15 protein-coding genes and 1 pseudogene are annotated in these 18,683 nt (G+C 60.2%); 9 read left to right on the top strand and 7 right to left on the bottom strand.

Annotation, left to right across the window (positions count from 1 at the left end; all coding sequences use genetic code 11):
* Positions 1–56: 56 nt before the first annotated feature.
* Entirely contained in the window at positions 57–980 is a 924-nt protein-coding gene (locus ACMFWR_RS27055) for a LysR family transcriptional regulator (RefSeq protein ID WP_413195456.1), read from the bottom strand.
* 249 nt (positions 981–1,229) lie between these two features.
* Here ACMFWR_RS27055 and ACMFWR_RS27050 point away from each other — a divergent pair, with 249 nt between their 5' ends.
* Positions 1,230–1,940 (top strand): SDR family NAD(P)-dependent oxidoreductase, encoded by a 711-nt coding sequence (locus ACMFWR_RS27050; protein WP_413195455.1) that lies wholly within the window; start codon positions 1,230–1,232, stop codon positions 1,938–1,940.
* A gap of 127 nt (positions 1,941–2,067) precedes the next feature.
* On the opposite strand, the gene gcvA is transcribed toward ACMFWR_RS27050, so the two are convergent.
* Entirely contained in the window at positions 2,068–2,961 is an 894-nt protein-coding gene (gene gcvA / locus ACMFWR_RS27045) for a transcriptional regulator GcvA (protein ID WP_413195454.1), read from the bottom strand.
* A gap of 174 nt (positions 2,962–3,135) precedes the next feature.
* On the opposite strand from gcvA, the gene ACMFWR_RS27040 reads away from it, so the two are divergent.
* The 3 genes from ACMFWR_RS27040 (at position 3,136) to ACMFWR_RS27030 (ending at position 6,560) form a co-directional block, all read left to right on the top strand.
* Positions 3,136–3,978, top strand: a complete 843-nt coding sequence (locus ACMFWR_RS27040; RefSeq protein ID WP_413195453.1) for an EamA family transporter — start codon at positions 3,136–3,138, stop codon at positions 3,976–3,978.
* Between the two features lie 141 nt (positions 3,979–4,119).
* A complete protein-coding gene (locus ACMFWR_RS27035) occupies positions 4,120–4,881 on the top strand; it encodes an SDR family oxidoreductase (RefSeq protein WP_413195452.1) in 762 nt (253 codons plus the stop codon).
* A gap of 284 nt (positions 4,882–5,165) precedes the next feature.
* A complete protein-coding gene (locus ACMFWR_RS27030; RefSeq protein ID WP_413195451.1) occupies positions 5,166–6,560 on the top strand; it encodes a hypothetical protein in 1,395 nt (464 codons plus the stop codon).
* A 104-nt stretch (positions 6,561–6,664) separates the two neighbouring features.
* Here ACMFWR_RS27030 and ACMFWR_RS27025 read toward each other — a convergent pair whose 3' ends face one another.
* The gene (locus tag ACMFWR_RS27025) at positions 6,665–7,693 is read right to left on the bottom strand and encodes a sterol desaturase family protein (RefSeq protein ID WP_413195450.1); all 1,029 of its coding nucleotides are present in this window, start codon (positions 7,691–7,693) and stop codon (positions 6,665–6,667) included.
* Positions 7,694–7,922: 229 nt separating this feature from the next.
* A complete protein-coding gene (locus ACMFWR_RS27020; RefSeq protein WP_413195449.1) occupies positions 7,923–8,792 on the bottom strand; it encodes a helix-turn-helix domain-containing protein in 870 nt (289 codons plus the stop codon).
* A 193-nt stretch (positions 8,793–8,985) separates the two neighbouring features.
* Here ACMFWR_RS27020 and ACMFWR_RS27015 point away from each other — a divergent pair, with 193 nt between their 5' ends.
* Together ACMFWR_RS27015 and ACMFWR_RS27010 are read left to right on the top strand one after the other, a co-directional pair.
* Positions 8,986–9,927, top strand: a complete 942-nt coding sequence (locus ACMFWR_RS27015) for an NAD(P)H-binding protein (RefSeq protein ID WP_413195448.1) — start codon at positions 8,986–8,988, stop codon at positions 9,925–9,927.
* 400 nt (positions 9,928–10,327) lie between these two features.
* Entirely contained in the window at positions 10,328–11,857 is a 1,530-nt protein-coding gene (locus tag ACMFWR_RS27010; protein ID WP_413195447.1) for a hypothetical protein, read from the top strand.
* 118 nt (positions 11,858–11,975) lie between these two features.
* Here the strand turns inward: ACMFWR_RS27010 and ACMFWR_RS27005 are convergent, their stop codons facing one another.
* The 3 genes and pseudogenes from ACMFWR_RS27005 to ACMFWR_RS26995 all read right to left on the bottom strand — a co-directional run bounded on the left by ACMFWR_RS27005 (position 11,976) and on the right by ACMFWR_RS26995 (position 13,251).
* Complete coding sequence (locus ACMFWR_RS27005; RefSeq protein WP_413195446.1) at positions 11,976–12,107, bottom strand: hypothetical protein; 132 nt, start codon at positions 12,105–12,107, stop codon at positions 11,976–11,978.
* Positions 12,085–12,543 carry a hypothetical protein gene (locus tag ACMFWR_RS27000; protein WP_413195445.1) on the bottom strand — a complete coding sequence of 153 codons (459 nt, stop codon included), beginning with the start codon at positions 12,541–12,543 and terminating at the stop codon, positions 12,085–12,087. Before ACMFWR_RS27000 ends, ACMFWR_RS27005 begins: the two co-directional genes overlap by 23 nt.
* 184 nt (positions 12,544–12,727) lie before the next feature.
* Positions 12,728–13,251 (bottom strand): annotated as a pseudogene (locus ACMFWR_RS26995) (carbonic anhydrase family protein).
* 690 nt (positions 13,252–13,941) lie between these two features.
* On the opposite strand from ACMFWR_RS26995, the gene ACMFWR_RS26990 reads away from it, so the two are divergent.
* Genes ACMFWR_RS26990 through ACMFWR_RS26980 form a run of 3 tightly spaced genes read left to right on the top strand, consistent with a single transcriptional unit; the run spans position 13,942 to position 18,677 of the window.
* Positions 13,942–14,925: a hypothetical protein gene (locus tag ACMFWR_RS26990; RefSeq protein WP_413195444.1), complete on the top strand. Its 984-nt coding sequence runs from the start codon at positions 13,942–13,944 to the stop codon at positions 14,923–14,925.
* A gap of 17 nt (positions 14,926–14,942) precedes the next feature.
* Positions 14,943–16,274 (top strand): hypothetical protein, encoded by a 1,332-nt coding sequence (locus ACMFWR_RS26985; RefSeq protein ID WP_413195443.1) that lies wholly within the window; start codon positions 14,943–14,945, stop codon positions 16,272–16,274.
* A gap of 18 nt (positions 16,275–16,292) precedes the next feature.
* The gene (locus ACMFWR_RS26980; protein ID WP_413195442.1) at positions 16,293–18,677 is read left to right on the top strand and encodes an 8-amino-7-oxononanoate synthase; all 2,385 of its coding nucleotides are present in this window, start codon (positions 16,293–16,295) and stop codon (positions 18,675–18,677) included.
* The last annotated feature ends 6 nt before the right edge of the window (positions 18,678–18,683 follow it).

Here is an 18,683-nt window from a genome sequence, read left to right as displayed (position 1 = left end):
GTCGTCACCAGACCGGACAGCCTGGAGAAAAGGGACATCGCCGGAACGGTCGCCTCTCACGCGCGATCCCAGTACGGCGGTGACCCGATTGCCTCCGCTAGAAAAGCCGAAACTTCCCGTACCTTCTGCGACCGCAAGCGGTTCTCTGGCGAGAGGATCTGGATCTGCCTGTCCTCGGGTGACGCGGACTTGTCCCAGTCTGTCAGCAAACTCGTCAACTTTCCGTCGTTGAACCATGCCGGGTCGAACAGCCAGCTCGGAAACAGCACGATCCCGCGTCCTGCCATTGCAGCGGCAACCAGCGTTTCAGCGTTGTTGCTTCGCAAGGAGCCGCTGACGTCGATGGATATGAATTTGTCTTTGGTCGCCCGTCTGAAGTACCACCGTTGCGCACCTTGATGCCCCTTGTACAAGAGGCAGCTGTGCGTCCGAAGATCTTCCGGTGCTTGCGGCATACCGTGCAAGGCGAGGTATTCAGGGCTTGCGACAAGCCGATAACGTTGGACGCCGAGCACTTTGCCGATCAGCCCTGAGTCGGTCAGCGGGCCCACGCGAATCGCAATGTCGGCGCCTTCCAGCACCGGATCGATCAACGCATCGGTCAGCGTCAGTTCGATCGACAGCTCCGGGTATTTCGCTTGAAGCTGATTGATCAGGTGCGCGATATGAAGCCTGCCCAGCGCCTCAGGCGCGTTGATCCTGACGAGTCCGCGAATACTGGCATCGCGATGCGCGAGCTGGTCTGCAGCGTCATCGAGAAGTTCGATCGCCTCGCGCACCTGCGTGTAGTAGCGCTGTCCTTGTTCCGTGAGCCTGACCGCACGCGTGCTCCGATAGAACAGTTGTTGCCCGAGTTCCTTCTCCAGTGCGGCAACAAAACGCGACACCGATGAAGCGGGAACGTCGAAGTGCCGCGCCGTGGCGAGAAAACTCCCGGTCGTCGAGACCATCAGGAAATATCGAAGGGCCTGGATATTCATGGCTGCGTCTTATGGCGTTGCGGGGTGTCCTGCAAGTGGGCGCCGTGTGCGTCGAATCGAAGGTGACGATGGCGCTAAGTGCTCAGGGCTATAGGGGCAAGCAGCGCTTCGCCAAGTGCCGCCTGCACCCTTGTACGTCGACAAAACCTCGAATGCTGTTTTAGCAATAAAGATTTGCCGAGTTGGGTAATTGTTGCAGATATCGCATCCGCATACCATGAAGTCACGCTGATTATTTGGAGTGAAAACATGAGCACGTCGCAAAAGGTTGCAGTCGTCACCGGTGCATCGCAAGGCATTGGAGCCGCCGTCGTACAAGCATTCAGAAACCTCGACTATCGCGTGGTCGCCACGTCGCGGTCGATCAAGCCGTCGGACGATCCGGACATTCTGACGATTGCCGGCGATATCGGCGATCCGGCAACGGCCCAGCGCGTCATTTCCGAAGGCGTGGCCCGCTTCGGAAGGATCGATACCCTTGTTAACAATGCCGGCATTTACATCGGCAAGCCCTTCACGGAGCACACGCAAGAAGAGTTCGAAGCCGTCACGAACGTCAATCTCGCAGGCTTCTACTACATCACGCAGCTCGCAATCGCGGAAATGGAAAAGCGTTCGAGCGGTCACGTGGTGAGCGTGACCGCCAGCGTCGTCGATCAGGCGATCAGCGGGATCTATTCCGTCATGGCAGCGCTGACGAAAGGCGGGCTCAATGCCGCGACGAGGTCGCTCGCCATCGAGTACGCAAAAAAAGGCATCCGCGTAAACGCCGTTGCGCCCGGTGTCATCAATACGCCGATGCACTCACCGGAAACGCACGCCGCGCTCGGGACATTCCACCCGCTGGGCCGCATCGGTGAGACAAGCGATATCGTCAACGCGATTCTTTACCTTGAATCGACGACGTTCGTAACAGGAGACATCCTGCATGTCGACGGCGGCCAGAGCGCCGGTCGTTAAGAAGGAAAAGGGGCTTCTTGCGTACGCGCAAGAAGCCCCGTTCGATGTCGGGCAAAACCTTAACGATGCCTTAGTGGTGTCTTAGCAATGTCTTGGCGAACGCATCGCTTCGCATGCGGCTGGCAAATCAGGCCAGACGGCTCCCCTCACTCCTGAGCCACGCACAGAACACCTCGACCCGTTCATCGCCGACCTTTTCCTGCGGCACATACGTGCAATAGCTCCGCGACGGCAGACGTGGCCCTGCAAACGGTGCAACGAGCCGGCCAGCAGCAAGATCGTCGGATACGAGCGCAGTGGGGCCCATCGCGATACCGATGCCGTCAATCGCGGCCTGCAACGTCAGATAGAAATGATCGAAGGTCAGCGCCGCGGCCGGCGTCAGCGAAGGTATCTGCGCACTCGAGAGCCAGTCTCCCCAAAGGCGCGGAAGACTCGACGTATGCAGCAAGGTGTGATGTCTGAGGTCTGCGGGATAGCGCAACGGAAACCGTTCCAGTAACGCAGGACTGCAGACCGGAACGCGCTCTTCGCTCAGGAACGGCTGCATCACATAGCCGTAAAACGTATCCGGGCCGCCGCGAATGATGACGTCGTAGCTCTCCTTGAGACTCTCCAATGGCCCGCTCGACGTTTCGACTCTGACTTCCAGATCGGGGTGCTCCGCCCGGAACGTCGCGAGCCTGGGTACGAGCCAGCGTAACGTGAACGTCGCGAGCGAGCTCACGGTCAGCGTCCGTGAGACGGTTCCAGGTATGCCGTATCTCGCCGTGGCTTGCTCGAGCTGCTCGAACAGCGGCCCGACTTCCTCAAGATAAGCCGTCGCGGCCGCCGTCAGCTTCACGCGCCGGTTATGCCGCTCAAACAACGGCGCGCCCAGCCACTCCTCGAGCAACCGAACCTGCTGGCTCACAGCACCGTGCGTCACATGCAACTCCGCGGCCGCGTCCTTGAAGCTGCCGAGCCGACCCGCAGCCTCGAAAGCCCGTAAAGCATTGAGAGGGGGTAAGGCTCGCTTCATTTAAGAGAGATTTTCTAACGCGAAATGCCAATTTAACTCGTTTGAATGGGCATCTCAAGATAGATATTCTTCTTACCAGGCCGCTTACCCGACTAATTACGAGGCTGCGGTCGCGATCTGTCGTGGTCTTACGTGGTCTTTCGTGTTCTTCACCCCCTTCTGACCGAACCTCACATGCTCAGTCTTACCGGCGGCTTCGTGCTGTTTGCCGCGATGCTTCACGCAAGCTGGAACGCGATATTGCATGGCAACCGCGACCGCTTTTTGTCGATGACCTGGATCGGCATCGCCATTGGCGCTGTAGCTACGATCGTCATCGTGTTCGCTCCGATACCCGCCAGCGCGTCGTGGCCTTATCTGATCGCGTCGGGACTCGTTCATAACGTCTACAACGTGAGCCTCATACGCTCATACCGTCGCAACGATCTCGCGATGGCGTACCCGATCGCTCGCGGTTCGTCGCCGTTGCTTGTGACGCTCGGCGCAGCATGCTTCGCGCATGAGTCCATCGGGCCCTTGCATGCGCTGGGCGTCGTGATGATCTCGGGCGGCATCATCGCGATCGCACTGCAGGGACGCCGCATGTCGCGCTCGGGTGCCTTCGCCGCGTTGACGACAGGCGCGATGATTGCGCTTTACACCGTGATCGACGGCATCGGCGTACGGTTGTCGAACAATCAGGCCACCGCCTACACCGCCTGGATGTTCGTGTTCTATTGGCTGATGCCGGTGCTGTTTGTCGCAAAACGCGGGTTTGTTGCGCTGTGGGCACCCGTACGCACGGCACCGCTGTCGGTCGTCTCGTCGGTCATTGGCGGCCTCGTGTCGGTCGCAGCGTATGGAATCGTGATCTGGGCACTGCAATCGGGTGCGATGGGCGCGGTATCGGCGTTGCGCGAAACCAGCGTGGTGTTCGCAGTCTTGATTGGACGCGTGTTTCTGCGGCAAGCCGTCAGCCCGGCGCGCTGGCTCGCGTGCATCGTCGTCGCGGCTGGAGCGGCTTGTCTGGGGCTTTGACATGACGAAAGGTGCGCCACCCATTCGCCTACGCCACGGCCCCGTCTTCGCCCACAAATTCCTCGCTCACAGGAAGTTGTCGCACATATTCGCTGCCCATCGTCCCTTAAAGCTCCGCGACACCACAACGAGGTTTGCTCAATGAATGCCGCCTCTCAGGCACCCGTCATTCTCATCACAGGCGGCGGTCGCGGTGTAGGCGCCGCAACGGCCCGTCTCGCTGCCGCACAAGGCTACGATGTCGCGATCAGCTACGTCGCCAACGAATCCGCTGCATTGGCAGTAGCGGCAGACATTGAGGCGACCGGGCGTCGAGCTTTGGCGATGCGTGCAGATAGCGCAGACCCGGAGCAGGTCGCCAGGCTCTTCGGCGCCATCGATCGCGAATTCGGCCGCATTGATGTACTCGTCAACAACGCCGCCATGCTCGCGCGGCAGTCGAGGCTGGAGGATCTGGGATTCGAGCGGATGCAACGCATCTTCGCCGTCAATGCGATCGGCCCCATCCTCTGCGCGCAGCAAGCAGCGAAGCGGATGTCCTATCGCCATAACGGACGCGGCGGTTCCGTGATCAATATCTCATCGGCATCGGCCCGCCTCGGTAGTCCAAACGAATATGTCGACTACGCCGCGTCAAAAGGCGCTGTCGAGACGTTCACGACCGGCTTTGCGAAAGAGGTTGCCCGAGAAGGAATCCGCGTCAACTGCATTCGGCCTGGGCACATCTACACCGAGATGCATGCGAGCGGTGGCGAGCCGGGACGGGTGGATCGCGTCAAGGATTCGATCCCAATGGGGCGAGGTGGTCAACCCGAAGAGGTTGCGCGAGCGATCCTGTGGCTCGCCAGCGCCGAGGCCTCCTTTATCACCGGCACCTTCCTCGATGTGACGGGCGGCAAGTGAGCATTGGCAGGCACCGATTGGATATACGCGGACACTGGGTATTCGGCTTTGCGGCCGTGTCAGTCATGGCGATCGTGTTTGCCAGGATCAAAAAACGTGCACCCTATTAATTTCACATAAATCGCAACTAGACAGGCTCGTTAACATCCATTCACACACGTAGCCAATAATCTCAACATATCGTCTTTGAAATGACGTGCACGGCAAGCATTTGTGTCTGGACAGACGTCATCTACCGGCCAATTTGAATGTTGACGTGCCTCGCCGGCGATCGGAGAGTACAAATGGTTCGATTCAAAGGGCTCATTGTCGTGTTCTTGTGCGCACTGCTTTCGAGCCGCAGCGCTTCAGCCCAGACGGCGCCGAGCTCCCTTGACGTCGGTTATTCGAACGGCATGGATAACTCCCTCGTTGAAGCCGTCGATAGCCTTTTCGAGTTGCTCGCCGATCTCCACAGTCAACCGCAGTGGACGAATGCCGGAGCCAATTTGGTTTTGCTTTATCACGTAGGTGCTTTCGCAAAAAATCTTGAGGAGGTCTACCTACAAAAACGAGACGAGAAGCGCTCCAACGTCGATTACAAGGCGATGAGCAGCACCTACTTCTCAATCCTCGCCTCGCATGCCGATACTCACGATGCAAACGTAGCGCAATTCTTGAAGTTAGCCTGCGATCCCTCCGTCGCGCTAACCACAGAGGCCATAAAATCGATGTCGGCCGAGGAGACCGTACGGGAACAAACCAAGAACGACGCCTCTGCGTTAAGCGACGGAATTTTCTCGGGCAGACACTTATTACTCGCGTCCCACTCACAGGGAAATTTATATACCAACCTCGCGATCGCCGAACTCCAAAATAGGAAAATTCCGAAAGAGCATTTACCGGTTCTTCACGTAGTTGGGCTCGCTGTCCCGGCGTCGTATGTTGCGAGGCTAAATGAACCCAGCGTGCACGCGAATTACATCACTTGGTCAAACGACTATGTCATTAACGGACTCAGGCTGCTCGTCGATTTAATGGGCGTGCTGCACGTGAAGACTTTGGATCCACCGCTGCCATCCGACGTGTCCGAGCCGGCTACATCCGGGGATTGGCGTAACCACGCCTTTATCGAGGCCTATATCAAGCAAGGCCCACTCAATCGCCAGTTCCTGCAACTGGCCGACTGCGTCGTACGATCTTCTGGCGCATCATGCAGCCCCACCTCGACACCTGCGACTGTCGACGACAGCCAGGTCAGAATAACGAGCCGCTACGCTTGTGCCGCTCCCGCGACCGGCTCAGTCAACACCACTGCGACTTTTCCAGGGCCTGACCTGGCGCGTTTGACAAACAAGTACCCCCCCGAAGTGCAGGCATCAGCGGATCGATTTGCACGAAATTTATGGGATTTTTGGGTTAAAGGCAGCAGCACGAATACATACCAAAGCGTCGCGGGGCTGGAGTATGCCGTCATAGAGTCGGAAGCGCACCTTGTCACTTTGATGCAGGCGAATCACATTGAAAACCGGAGTGGCCTGCTTGCCGGCATTGAAGCCACACTCGCGCAGACACCCGATATATTCGCCGCCTACGTACACACTGACGGTCTTGTTAGCGGGCATCCGTGGCCACTCCAAGTAGCGAAGCTAGGTATTTCCTTCCCGACGTCCGTGAGCGAAGCGACCAGGAAAGAATAGCGCGCCGGAAATAAGACGCCGCGCTACGACTTCCTGGCCCATGGTCCCGGATACCTAAGCCCGGGCGGCGCAACGAGACGTTTGAGCGATCGCCCGAGCAGCGGTCACTGCCTGGCCTCTTTGCGCGCCTGCTTCTCCTCGATCCTGCGAAGACGTTCCGCAAACCGCGCTTCCATCTTCGCTTGCGATGCGGGCGTGCCGTCAAAGAACGTCCCAAACCATTTGTCGAACGGAAACACGCCGTCGGCATAGTTGCATTCGAAATGCTTGTGATGCAGGTAGTGGTCGTGTCCCGGCAGCTCGACGAGCGTGCCTTTGTCGAACACGATCTGATCAAAGCCCGTATGCCCCGGTGCCGGCGACATTCCCGCGTGCACGAGGTTGTACATCGCATTCAGCGGATGCGAAGCGACGACCCAGTGAAGTACCACGCACGAGAAATACAGCAGGTGCTCGATCGGGTGCATCGACAGACCCGAGTACGGGCCGATGTTCACATTGCGGTGATGCACGTGGTGCGCCAGCTTGTAAAGTGGCGGCCAATGAATCAGGCGATGCACTGCGTAAAAGTGGATGTCGCGCCAGAGCACGACGACAAAGAACATCAGGCTGCAGTAAACCGGGTGCTCGCTGAAACTGACTTCCGGAATGTAGTGATTCGCGTAGAGCCAAAGCGTGACCGCTTCCCATGCCGTCCAGAACGAAACACCGCTGACGTAGGTGTGAAACAGATTGTCGCGGATCTGGCTCTTGAGGAAGTAATGCGGGCTATCCGTCGCAAGCCACTTCGCGTTGTACTTGAATGCATTGTCCTGCGTGCGGCGCATATAGAGCCGCCAATGAAAGAAGCCAAAGAAGCCCGTCACAAGAACGAGGTTGATGGCCCAGATATAGGCGATCCACGACACCCGGAAGGTCTCGAACGTTTCGATCGGCGGCAACATCCACCACACGCCGACGGCCACCAGGGCATAGAAGATATTCCACGGCATGATGAAGCCGGGAAAGCCCAACAGCCACTTGGCGAACTTAACGGGCCTCGGCGGCCACGTGATGACGGGCGGATACTCGATGACCTTAAACGGCTTCCAGTTGCCACGCTTGTCCCGAGTTCCGTATTGCTCGTCCAACATGACTGTCTCCTCAGGCGACGCATCGCGATTGCTCAGCTTGGGGCCGCCGCGCGAATGCTCGCGGGCCATATCTGTTCGACGTGAACATAGCCGAAGGCGACGTGCATTGCCTCGCCTATCTTGATGGATTTCCATCAACGCTTTTGCGGAAGCGGCGTTCAGCCGATTCGATGAACAAGGGAGGCGTTGCCCGCTGACGAACCGATCGAGAACGGCCGGGTCAGTCGGCCTAGTTGCTGTTGACGATCTCCGTCGGCGTGACGCCGAGCACGCGCTTCATCCAATGCGCCAGATGGCTGGCATGTGCGAAGCCGCAGTCCAGCGCGATCTGGCTGACGGGGAAACGGTTTTGCATCAGGAGCAACTTCGCGCGTTCGATGCGCTTCTCTACGACATAGCGGTGCACCGGCACATGAAAGGTCGCGCGAAACAGGACCTTGAAATGCGGGACGCTGAGAGCTGCAACATCAGCAAGCTCGGCAAGCGTGAGGCGTGCGTCAAGATGGGCGTCGATATAGTCGACCACGCGCATTGCGATGCGACGGTTCAGAGTCGGCTTGGTCGACTTGGTATCGAATGCACCGTCTCCTTCCGCGATACGCACGATCATCGCGACGCACAGGCTTTCTGCATACAGTGCATCGGAAGCCTGCGCGGCCTCGAGTTCCGAGCGCAAGGCCCACGCAAGATGCTGGAATCGGGAATCACGCCATTGAAACCGCGGCATGATCCGGGCGTTCGTCCCGCGCCGGCCGAGTTCCGACAACGTGCGTTGCGCAAACTCATCGGTAAAGCCGACTCGCAGGATCGTGCAGTCCGCGTCGTCGGACCATTGGCCATCGAGCCCGGCGGGGATCACGTCGACGTCGCCCTCGGTTTGCACGCGCGACATGCGCTGTCCATCGCAACGACAGTGCGCCGTCACGGGGGCACCGAAATGCATGCCGATGCGATGCGCGCTCATCGCTGGAATCCGATGCACGCCCGCGCCAACGTTCACCAACTCCGCATCGAAGCCGGACCATCCCAGGCGCTCACTGGAGAATACGCGCTCACGCGCGCCGACATGGAGTCTCACAGCGGGTTCGATCGCATTCACGGTTCGCACCTTCGGAGAAGCGGTTTTATGCATTATGCCCCCGCGGTCACCGAGCTGCCGTCGCCTGCCCGCGGACCGTCTCACGACCTGCGATCGCCATCATCCATTCCTGCTAACGCCAATCCGATCCTGCGCTTGCCGCTGCGCCATCGCTATACGCTCCCTCTAAGAGAAACGAATCGGGAGCCAGACGATGTACGTGATTTTCGGTGCGGCAGGAAAGGTCGGGCAAACAGCCGCCATGCAATTGCGCAAGGCGTCACTACCTGTGCGTGCGGTCGTGCGGGACGCGAAGCACGCGGCGGCGCTTGAGGCGATCGGGTGCGACGTTTTCGTCGCCGATTTGCATGACATTGAAGCGCTTGATCGCGCACTCGACGGCGCACAGGGTGTACAGATGCTGATTCCCTTGCCGCGAGGCGACGCACGTCCGGCCGATACGATGCGCAAGACGATCGAGGTCACGGCGCGCGCGCTTGCCACGCATCGTGACGCCCATGTCGTTGCGCTATCCGACTACGGTGCCGAACTCGACGCCGGTACCGGCATCACGGTGCTGTTCCATGAGTTCGAAGCCGCATTGCGCGACGTATCGCCGAAGCTCACCGTGCTGCGTTCCGCCGAGCATATGCAGAACTGGTCGCGCGTATTGCCGGTCGCGTTGTCGAATGGGGTGCTGCCCAGCTTTCATGACCCCGTCGAGAAGCGTTTTCCAACGGTATCGGCGCACGATGTCGGCGTGGTGTCGGCGCGACTCCTTCGCGAAGGGTTCGACGCGGGCGGCCGGCCCGGAGTTAGCCCTGGCTCAAGCACCCGCACTACACGCATTGTCAGCGTCGAAGGTCCGACACGCATCTGCGCGAGCGACGTCGCTCAAGCTATCGAAAACGCAAGCGGACGCCCCGTCAAAGCCATCGCGCTGCCTCGAGACCAATGGGCACCCACGCTCGCGCGAGCAGGCCTGAGCGATCAGCATGCGCAACTCATCGTCGAACTATTCGATGCCCATAACGCCGGGCGCATCGACATAGAAGCGGGTGCGGGCGACCGCGCTAACGGCGCGACGTCTCTGGACAGCGCGATTGGCGCAATGGTCACCTCTAACACCGACCATACGAGCCGCGCGCTCGATTGACGAACGTCGTGCAAATCTGCGAGTCGCTGCCTTGGAGAAACAGAGGTGATATCGCATGTCGCGATCGTCTGATGCCGCCGAATATTCCGGTTCGGAATAAAACATTTACATGTTCCAAACGGCTGAGTGATCCGCCCTGCTTCTGTTGGACATTTTTGCTACGGAATGTACTGACAAAGCAGGTGCTCACCCACTGAATGACTATTAAACGACCCATGCTTTGTCGTTGATTTTACAGAACAATATTCTTGATCCATGTGTTTACTCTTTAACGAGCCGGTCTATATAAAACCAAGGTATGCCTCTAAAGAATCGGATTACGCGGACGATAAAACATATAGAGCGCCAATCCGTTAAGCCAGTCCCCGCGCGCTTACAGAAAATAACAACGCACTGAGCCATGACTACGATTTCCTCTCTGAATACTGCGAAGACGCTTGAGCTCGCTTCGCTGACGAATGCCGCCAACGTGAATGAAGAGGCGAAAGCGGTCAGCCTGCAAGCTGCCTTGCTGGCTTCGCAGTCGAGCATCGTCACGATCCCGTCGGCGGCTGGCGCTATCAATCTGCAGGTCTACAACGCCGACGGCACCCTGGCCATCGCCGCGCCCTCGGCGACGGCAACCTGGGCCACCGATAGCACCGATGCGGTGACGCTCCGAATGAAGAGCGACTACACGGCGTCAACCTTCGGGGGCCAATTCTCGGACCTCGGCAGCGTGCTGCTCGATCGGTTCAAGTCGACAGGCAGCGACTTCACGCAATCGGTCACAACCGGCACGGGGCTCTCCGGGCCATCCGCCAAGGTCGACCTGACGGTCAAGACGGCGAGCGGCATCACGGTCGATATCGAACTCGACAGCACGGCCAACGGCCTTTCGGTCAGCATCAAGAGCAACGGCAACCTCAGCGACAAGGAACGCGATGCACTCTCGCAACTCGCAGGCGGGTTTCAACAAGCCATTGATGGACTGAGCGGCCAGCCTCCGCAGCTCAATCTGAGCGGGCTGACGGGGTTCGATACGTCGGTGCTGTCGTCCGTGAATTTCACGTACAACATCACCGGCGACGACGACAAGAACATCTCGGCGAGCTACTCGCAGGACAGCGCATCGCGAAGCCTGAGCGTCACCGACTCATCGGGCACCGTCAACGTCAAGGTCGACACGAGCAATCCTGCGCTCTGGGGCACAAGCCAGCAGCGGGCAGAGTCGGTGGCGAGTCTGCTGAAGCAGTTTGACGCGGCCAATGAGCGCGGACACGGCAACAAGGACCTGATGTCGATGTTCGAGGACGGGTTTTCGGAAATGAATGGTGTGTACGGCACGCCGACGCCGCAGAGCTTGCCGGGCGCAGAAAACACGACATGGATGCAGCAATCAGATCAGGCGATGCTGACGGGGCTTGGCGACTACAGCGCGTCGATCACGGACGCAAAAATCAAACCCAATCCGTTGCGGCAAGACGAAGCCGATACTTTCGACTACTCGGTCTCGCAGGACACTCAGCTTGATGGCACCGCGCTCAATGGCACCATCACGCAGCATCAGCATTCGCAGCTGGATGCGAGCTATCACGAGGCGCTCGACGGCAGTGGGCCGCCGAAGCTGACGACGGACTTGTCGACGCAGGGCTACGACTACATCCGGATCAACGACACTGCCGACAGCACCGTCAAGATCGTGACCGCGAAGGGCGTGCTGGTGGCCGCAACGCTGAATCAATCCTCGGACCAGCGCACTCGCGACATGAAGTACGAACGGGGTCAGCTGGTGTCTGATGTGACGACACCGGTGGAGAAGTCTTCTTCACAGGATCTGCTCGCATTGCTGCAGCCGCTGATCAGCAACAACGATGCGAAGCACGACACGACGGATTGGCAACAGGAACTGGCACAGATCCACGGGATGATTCAGTTGAAGGCGTACTGAACTCACCTGATCGAACAGCAACCGCTCGACCGGCGAGACGCGAAGGCTTGCGCCGCCGCCCTTTAGTCATTCGAAAGAGGCGCCTCCCGGCACCTCTCTCGGCAATGACGCTGCCGCATCACAGAGGCATCAAGGAATAGCCCTGCTGTTCCAGCGTGGTAATCGTCGTCAAGGCCGATAGCGCCAGCGTGACACTGTTGTCGATCGAGCCATAGGAATAGCCGTGCTCAGCGACGGCTTGTCCGCACACGGCCACATCGACACCGGCTTTTTTTTAGCGCGGCAATCTCTGGCAGATTCGGGTTGGGCACACCGAACTCTTCGCGATAGTGCGCGTCGTCGAGCACCAGCGGCGTCGCCGGCCCCGACACGACGGCGACGAACTTCAGATCCTTAAGCGGCACGCCGGCTGCAGCATACAAATTGACTGTGCGCGCGACACGGTCCAGTGCGGCATTGATCTGGTCCGACTGCTTCGCTCCGGAAGTAACCGAAAACACAACCTTGTAGATATGCCCCGGCTTCGGCTGATAGGCCGAATCAGGCAGGTTATGCACCCGTCCGTAGCCTTGAACCGCCGGCGTCTGCCAGAACCCCGGCGCGTCTGATGCCGCCGCATGTGCCGACAAAGAGAAGGCTGCAACCATCGCTGCCGCAACAAAGCGGCCATCAAGCATCTTGATCATGGACTGAACTCGGTTGAATTGGAATGGGCCACAACAAACGGCACGGGTTATCTGCCGCGGTAATGTAAACGGCGAGCCTTACAACGACGTTTGCCACTCTAAGGAAGCTTCGCCGTCGGAGGGAATGCTCGTCGTTCGCATCTTCATGCGCATTCGTCTCAAGCGAATAGGAGCGTAGAGCCCGCTAGCCAATGAAGTTCAGTTTTCCCGTCTGGAGTTCGTACATCGAGCCGACGATTTTGATTTGGCCTTTCTTCTCGAGGTCGGCGAGCGTCGGGCTGTTGTTTCGGATGTTATCCATCGTGAGCCGCACGTTCGTTTGCGCGACGGCGTCGACAAACTCGGCATTCTTGCTGGATCGTTCACCCTTGTAGTCGGTCGCCTGAACAGCGGGCTTGATGCTGTTGAGCAACCCCGTCAGGTTTCCGAGCTCGACGTTGTCGATCGCCCCCTTGATGGCACCGCAGGCGGTGTGGCCATGACGAGGATGACCTTCGCACCGGCGGCCGCGCACGCAAACTCCATACTGCCGAGCATGTCGGAGTTCGAGATGTTCCCGGCTACCCGCGCATTGAAGGTGTCGCCGATCCCGGCATCGAGAACGATCTCTGCCGGAACGCGAGAGTCGATGCAGCCGAGAATAATGGCCGCAGGATATTGACCCGTCGCGCTCGAGCGCTTCTGCGCCAGATAGTTCTGCTCCTTCATCTTGCCCGAGCGAAACCGCTCGTTGCCTTTTTTCATCAACTCGATGATCTGATCGGGCGTCAGGGAATCCCGTTGCTCTTTGGTCAGCGCGGCGGCCTCGGCGGCGACGGGTGCAAATCCGAGTCCGCCGAGCAATGCGACCGAGCCCGCACAACCACACGTTCGCAGCCACGCGCGACGCCCGGTGTCAGTTGAACGATCCGTCGTTCGAGGATCTTGAGTCGATTCCATAGGGACCTCGGCGTGGGTGGGGATGGGTAGCGCTATCGCTTGCCGAACTGCGCCAGGACAGTCGATTGCCGCAATGAGGATGGACGCCCCTGATCTGTTGATCTCGTCGAGCGCCAGCAATGGAGTGTAGGAACCTGGCGCGACGATTCAAAGCGGCAAGGACCTCCATAAAAGCCATTCGACCGCTTCGCTAATGCATCGCGCCGTCAGATATTGCGGACAAGACGAATACGGTGGCTGCCCCACCCTGCACAGCGAAGACAACTTCGCCGTGATCTCACCTGTCTCGCACGTTCCGCGAAATCCGCTTCGCATCGAGGCCTGAGGCTTCAGACAGGTCTTGGCGGGCGTCCCGCGCCACGCAAGCGATCCGGCCGGAACACGCTGCATTGGCACGTGCTGTGCAAAGGGTGCCCATGCGAGACCCGGCGCTCGCCAACCTGAGTCAAGGAGAGACACATGCACGATATCGGCACGTCCAGGCCCGGCGGTTGGGGTCCTGGCTACAGCGAGTTTGAACAGGAACTCTCCCCGGAACTTGCGGGCGAAATGGGCGGAGAGTTGGGCAACGAATTCGAATCGGAATTTGAATCCGAGTTTGAAGTCGGCGAAGGCGAGTTCGAGAACGAGTTCGAAAACGAGGTGTCCGGCGAAATGCAGGAAATGGAACTCGCTGCCGAACTCCTCGCGGTCAACAACGAACAGGAGATGGAGCAGTTCCTCGGCGGCCTCGTCAAGTCGATCGGACGCGCTGCGACGAACTTCGCCAAGTCGTCTGCAGGCAAGGCACTGGGTGGCATTCTGCGGTCCGCAGCCAAATCGGCGTTGCCCATCGTCGGCGGCGCACTCGGCAATTTCATCGTGCCCGGAGCCGGCGGTCTGATCGGCGGCAAGCTCGCAAGCATGGCCGGCAGTGCGCTCGGGCTCGAGCTTGAAGGCCTGAGCAATGAAGACCGCGAGTTCGAGGTGGCTCGCAGGCTTGTGCGCATCGGCCAACACGCCGCGCACCATCTGACGACAATGCCGGCTCACGTCCCACCCGCGCGGGCCGCACGCATTGCGTTCCTGCGCGCCGCACGTCAGATTGCCCCGGGTCTGCTGCCGACCATGCGCACGATCGCCCAGAACGGTGTCGCCGCCGCACGCCAGACGAGTCGCCCGATCTTCGGTCCTCCAGGACCCATGCCCGCACCGGCTCCCGGCCTCACAACCGGTCGCTCGGTCGCGCCGCATCACTTGAACGGGCACCCTGCGACGCAAGGCTTCGGATATGGGCCCACCGGGCAGGCCATCGCGGACCCCGCTAGTGTTCCCGCCAACTGTCCGTCCTGCGGAAGCGCGTTGCAACACCTCACTCACGTGCCGCGCCATGGGTACTGGCGTCGCTCGCGCACGGGCCGCTCGATCGTTCTGTATCTCGCCCCGCCCCGGCCCACCTATTGAACCGAGGCGACATCACCGTGAAAAGCGCCTGCATTCAAGCCCTGCGCCTGCTCGAACAGGAGGTGCTCGGCATCCGCACACGCCTCGACGCGCAGTTGCCCTACGCACTGCAAATGCCGATGGTGCCTGCCGCGAATATCAGCGACGAAGCCATGTCGGCGATCGAGCGGCATATGCAGGTTGCGCGCGCGCAACTGCGCTTGCGCATCGATCAGTATCTGCAGGCGTTACGCAAGCTATCCGCCACGCCGCAGAACGTCGCGCTCGCGCAGCGCCGCTATGCCTTGCTCAAGCTCTATTTCCACGCGGCGCTCACGCATTTCGAGATCTTCGCGGAGGTCCTGACCCAACGCAGCCAGCACGGCACAGGCATCTGGCTCTCGGGCCTCGATGTCGCCGCACAGGATGGCCTCAAGCATCTCGACCGGGCGCTCTCCGTGCCACCGGTGATCTGCTACGTCGATCGCGGTCACGGCGGTGCCATCCGGCGCGCACGCACGCGGCTGCCCGGAGGTGGTGTCAACCCTGTCGCGGTGATTCGCATTCCGCGCGAGCGGATGATCGGCACCGGCATCGCGGCATCGCTGTTCCATGAAGTGGGCCATCAGGCAGCGGCGCTGCTTGACCTCGCCAATGCCTATCGTCGCGCGACGGCGTCGAACGTCGCGCACGGGGCGCCACCGTGGCGTGCCTGGCATCGCTGGATCAGCGAAATACTGGCCGATCTGTGGGCTGTCTCGCGTGTGGGTGTCACTGCCACCTGCGGGCTGATGAGTGTCGTGAGCCTGCCAAGGGCTTTCGTGCTGCGCATCAATCTCGACGATCCTCATCCCGCGCCGTGGATTCGCGTGAAGCTCTCGGTCGCCATGGGCCGGGCGCTCTATCCGCACCCGCAGTGGGACGAACTCGAGCATGTATGGGAAAGCCTGTACCCGCGCTCGCTGATGAGCGCGACGCAACGCCCGACGTTCGACATGCTCGATCGGGCGATTCCCGAATTCGTTGCGACGCTGCTGTCGCTGCGCCCGCCTTCGTTGCACGGGGGTGAGTTGAAGACTTTGCTTCGCTTGCCCGATCGCGCCCCGCTGCATCTCATCGACACCTGGGAGCGAGTCAGGTCGAGACCTCAGCAATATCTCGCAGACACGCCGACGCTCGCGTTTGCCGTACTCGGTCAAGCGCGCTATAGCGGCCTGCTGCAAGCGAACGACGAGCTGAAAGTCATTGCATCACTGTTGGAACGCTGGGCGCTCGCCGGCTATCTGCCGTGGCGTGCGGGCAGCGCGCAGTTGAGCGTGGTCCTGAACCAACGCCGGCCGGCGTCCGAACCTCTCGCCGCTTACGCATGATTCGCAAGGAGAGACACAATGACTTCCAGGAAATTTGACGTCACGTTCGCGCTGACCCCGTCACAGCTGCCGAGCGGCTCGTACACGCTGCCCGATCCGGCGAAGTTTGCCACCGGCACGTCGCTCAACGTCCACGGCTATTTCAATGGCGGCAAGCCAACCGTCGACGGGGCACCGGTGCCGTTCAAGCCCGGAGACGAAGTGCATATCAAAGTCTCGCTCAAGCTGACTGAACCGCACGACGTACACAAGATCGACGCCCACGCGAAAGCAATCGATGAGGTCCTGACGGACCTGGTCGACTTTGCCAATTCGAAGCCGGCCAACTTGCGTACGCAAGTCACGGCCGTCGTGTGCCTCGGTGCCCCGATCGACCTCGAGGGCGTGGTAATCATTCCGTCTGCCGCTTCGGCGGGCAACACCGATGCAAGCAGCAGCACCGGGGACACAAAATCAATCGTCCAGGCGGTCGCCGAGGGTCGCGTCGAGAGTGGAGACGCCCCAAGAGAATTGGTCGCACACGCGAATCCGCTTGCACCAGCGGTGACCGCAGATGTGACAACGGTGTCGACCGCATCGGCTACACCCGGTGTGACGAAGGTCATGTCGGCAACGGCCGCGCCTGCCGCACCAAGCACCGCCGCGGCGGCGATGGCGCTGACCACCGGTCCGGCCCCCGCTGCTTCAAGCGCCCCAGGCGGAGGCGGAAGCGGAAGCGGCGGAGGGAGCGGAAGCGGCGGAGGAAGCGGTGGCGGGAGTACGACTCCCGCGCCTCCCACCTACGACCTTGATTCCAGTTCGGCTCCAGTCCTGGCTGCGTACAACGTTCCCAATCAGATCAACCTTCAGCGAACGATCCGTCCGCTGACCGGCGACATCGCGTTGTGGCTGTTGATCAAGCTCAATGCAGATACGCTGAGCTGGCAAAACTACAGCGAGCAAATTGCCCTGCTGTTCGGGCCAGGCAGCATCGCCGGTGGTTCATCGGGCACTGGCTCGACGACCCCATCCCCGATGCATGAAAGCGCGCAGCAACTCAGCTTGCGGCGCTTCCTGCCGTTCACCGACACCGACGCTTATCGCGCACTCAAGGTGGCGACCGAAGCGTTTGTTGTGACGTGGGGTGGTGTCGTGCCCCCCGGCGGAAAGGCGACGATGGACATCGCGGCCCTGCTGGCGAACGACCCGACTGCGATTGCCATCGCGACCGAGCGGCTCGGCATCGATCTTACGCAAAGCCAAGGCAGCCTGATCAACGCGATCAGCCAACAATACTTCGGCGGCACCGAGCCACCCACACTCCCTTATCTGCGACGCGTGGTGGACGGCCTTCATGGACTGGACTCAAAGTCCCGCGCTGAGAGGATGCTCGAAGAACAGCAGGGAACAGCACCGGGCCAAGGTACCGCTGGCTCTCACGGTACCTCGACGAATCAAACCAACCGGTCGGGCTCCTCTCAATTCCCGAACGGCCATTGGCCGGGCCTTTGGCTGGCGCACCTGAACCGCGACTTCTCGGCCAAGCTCACGCATCCACCGCTCATCGAACTGATCTGGAGCTACTGGATGGAAGAGCTACAGCTCGTGCAGACGATGAATGCGATCTCACGGCGATTCCAGAACGTCTCGACCGGGCCGCACGACCCGCTCATGCAGCTCGAGCTCGATTCGGTACGGCCCCTCAACAACCTCATCTGGGGCTGGGTGCAGGACGAGCAGCATCGTCTGCCAATCGAACGACGTGCGGCCGAGTACCAGCACGAATATGGGTTCCGGCTCTACGGCCGCGCCGTGCCGACAACGCACACAGCGGACGTACGCAGCAAATTCCTCGCGGCATTTCACACGCTGCTCAACCTCTGCGTGCCGTTCTTCCGTCAAGCCGACGACACGACGGTCGTGCCCGATGGCTTTCCGATCCTCAATGCATTGCGAGAAGTGCACCTGATCCTGTCAGAAGGCGCAAATAACCAGTTCCGGGACATGCCGACGACATCGCGCGTCGAGATGCTGATGCAGCAATGGATTCTCGCGCGTTCCGAATGGCGCGAATTCCTGCCGCGGCGCGCGATGATCGCGTATCCCGAGCCCTGGATGCATTCGGTCGAAAGCATGCGCAAGCTTCAGGGTTGGGGCGACACGAACACGTACCAGTTCTGGCAACTCGCAACAACGGGCGAGCAGATCGTCTCGTCGATCCGTTGGGGTAACTGGAATTCAGTCATGGATCCCAACAACGCCGCGAACTGGGCCGCGTTTTTCCGCCCCGAAATCCAGACGTACATCCATTCGTACCGCGCGGTGACCGGTGTCGATGTGAGTGCGGAACCGGTCGACGTTCAGGTCCCCGGCATGCATCTGATACGCCGTCTCCAGGAACAGCAACGAACCAAGGCGGCCTGACGGAGC

The sequence above is a fragment of the Pararobbsia alpina genome, assembly GCF_965118125.1.
Taxonomy (GTDB): Bacteria; Pseudomonadota; Gammaproteobacteria; order Burkholderiales; family Burkholderiaceae; genus Pararobbsia; species Pararobbsia alpina_A.
Note: the sequence above shows the minus strand (reverse complement) of the source record. Positions and strands in the feature narration are given on the sequence as shown.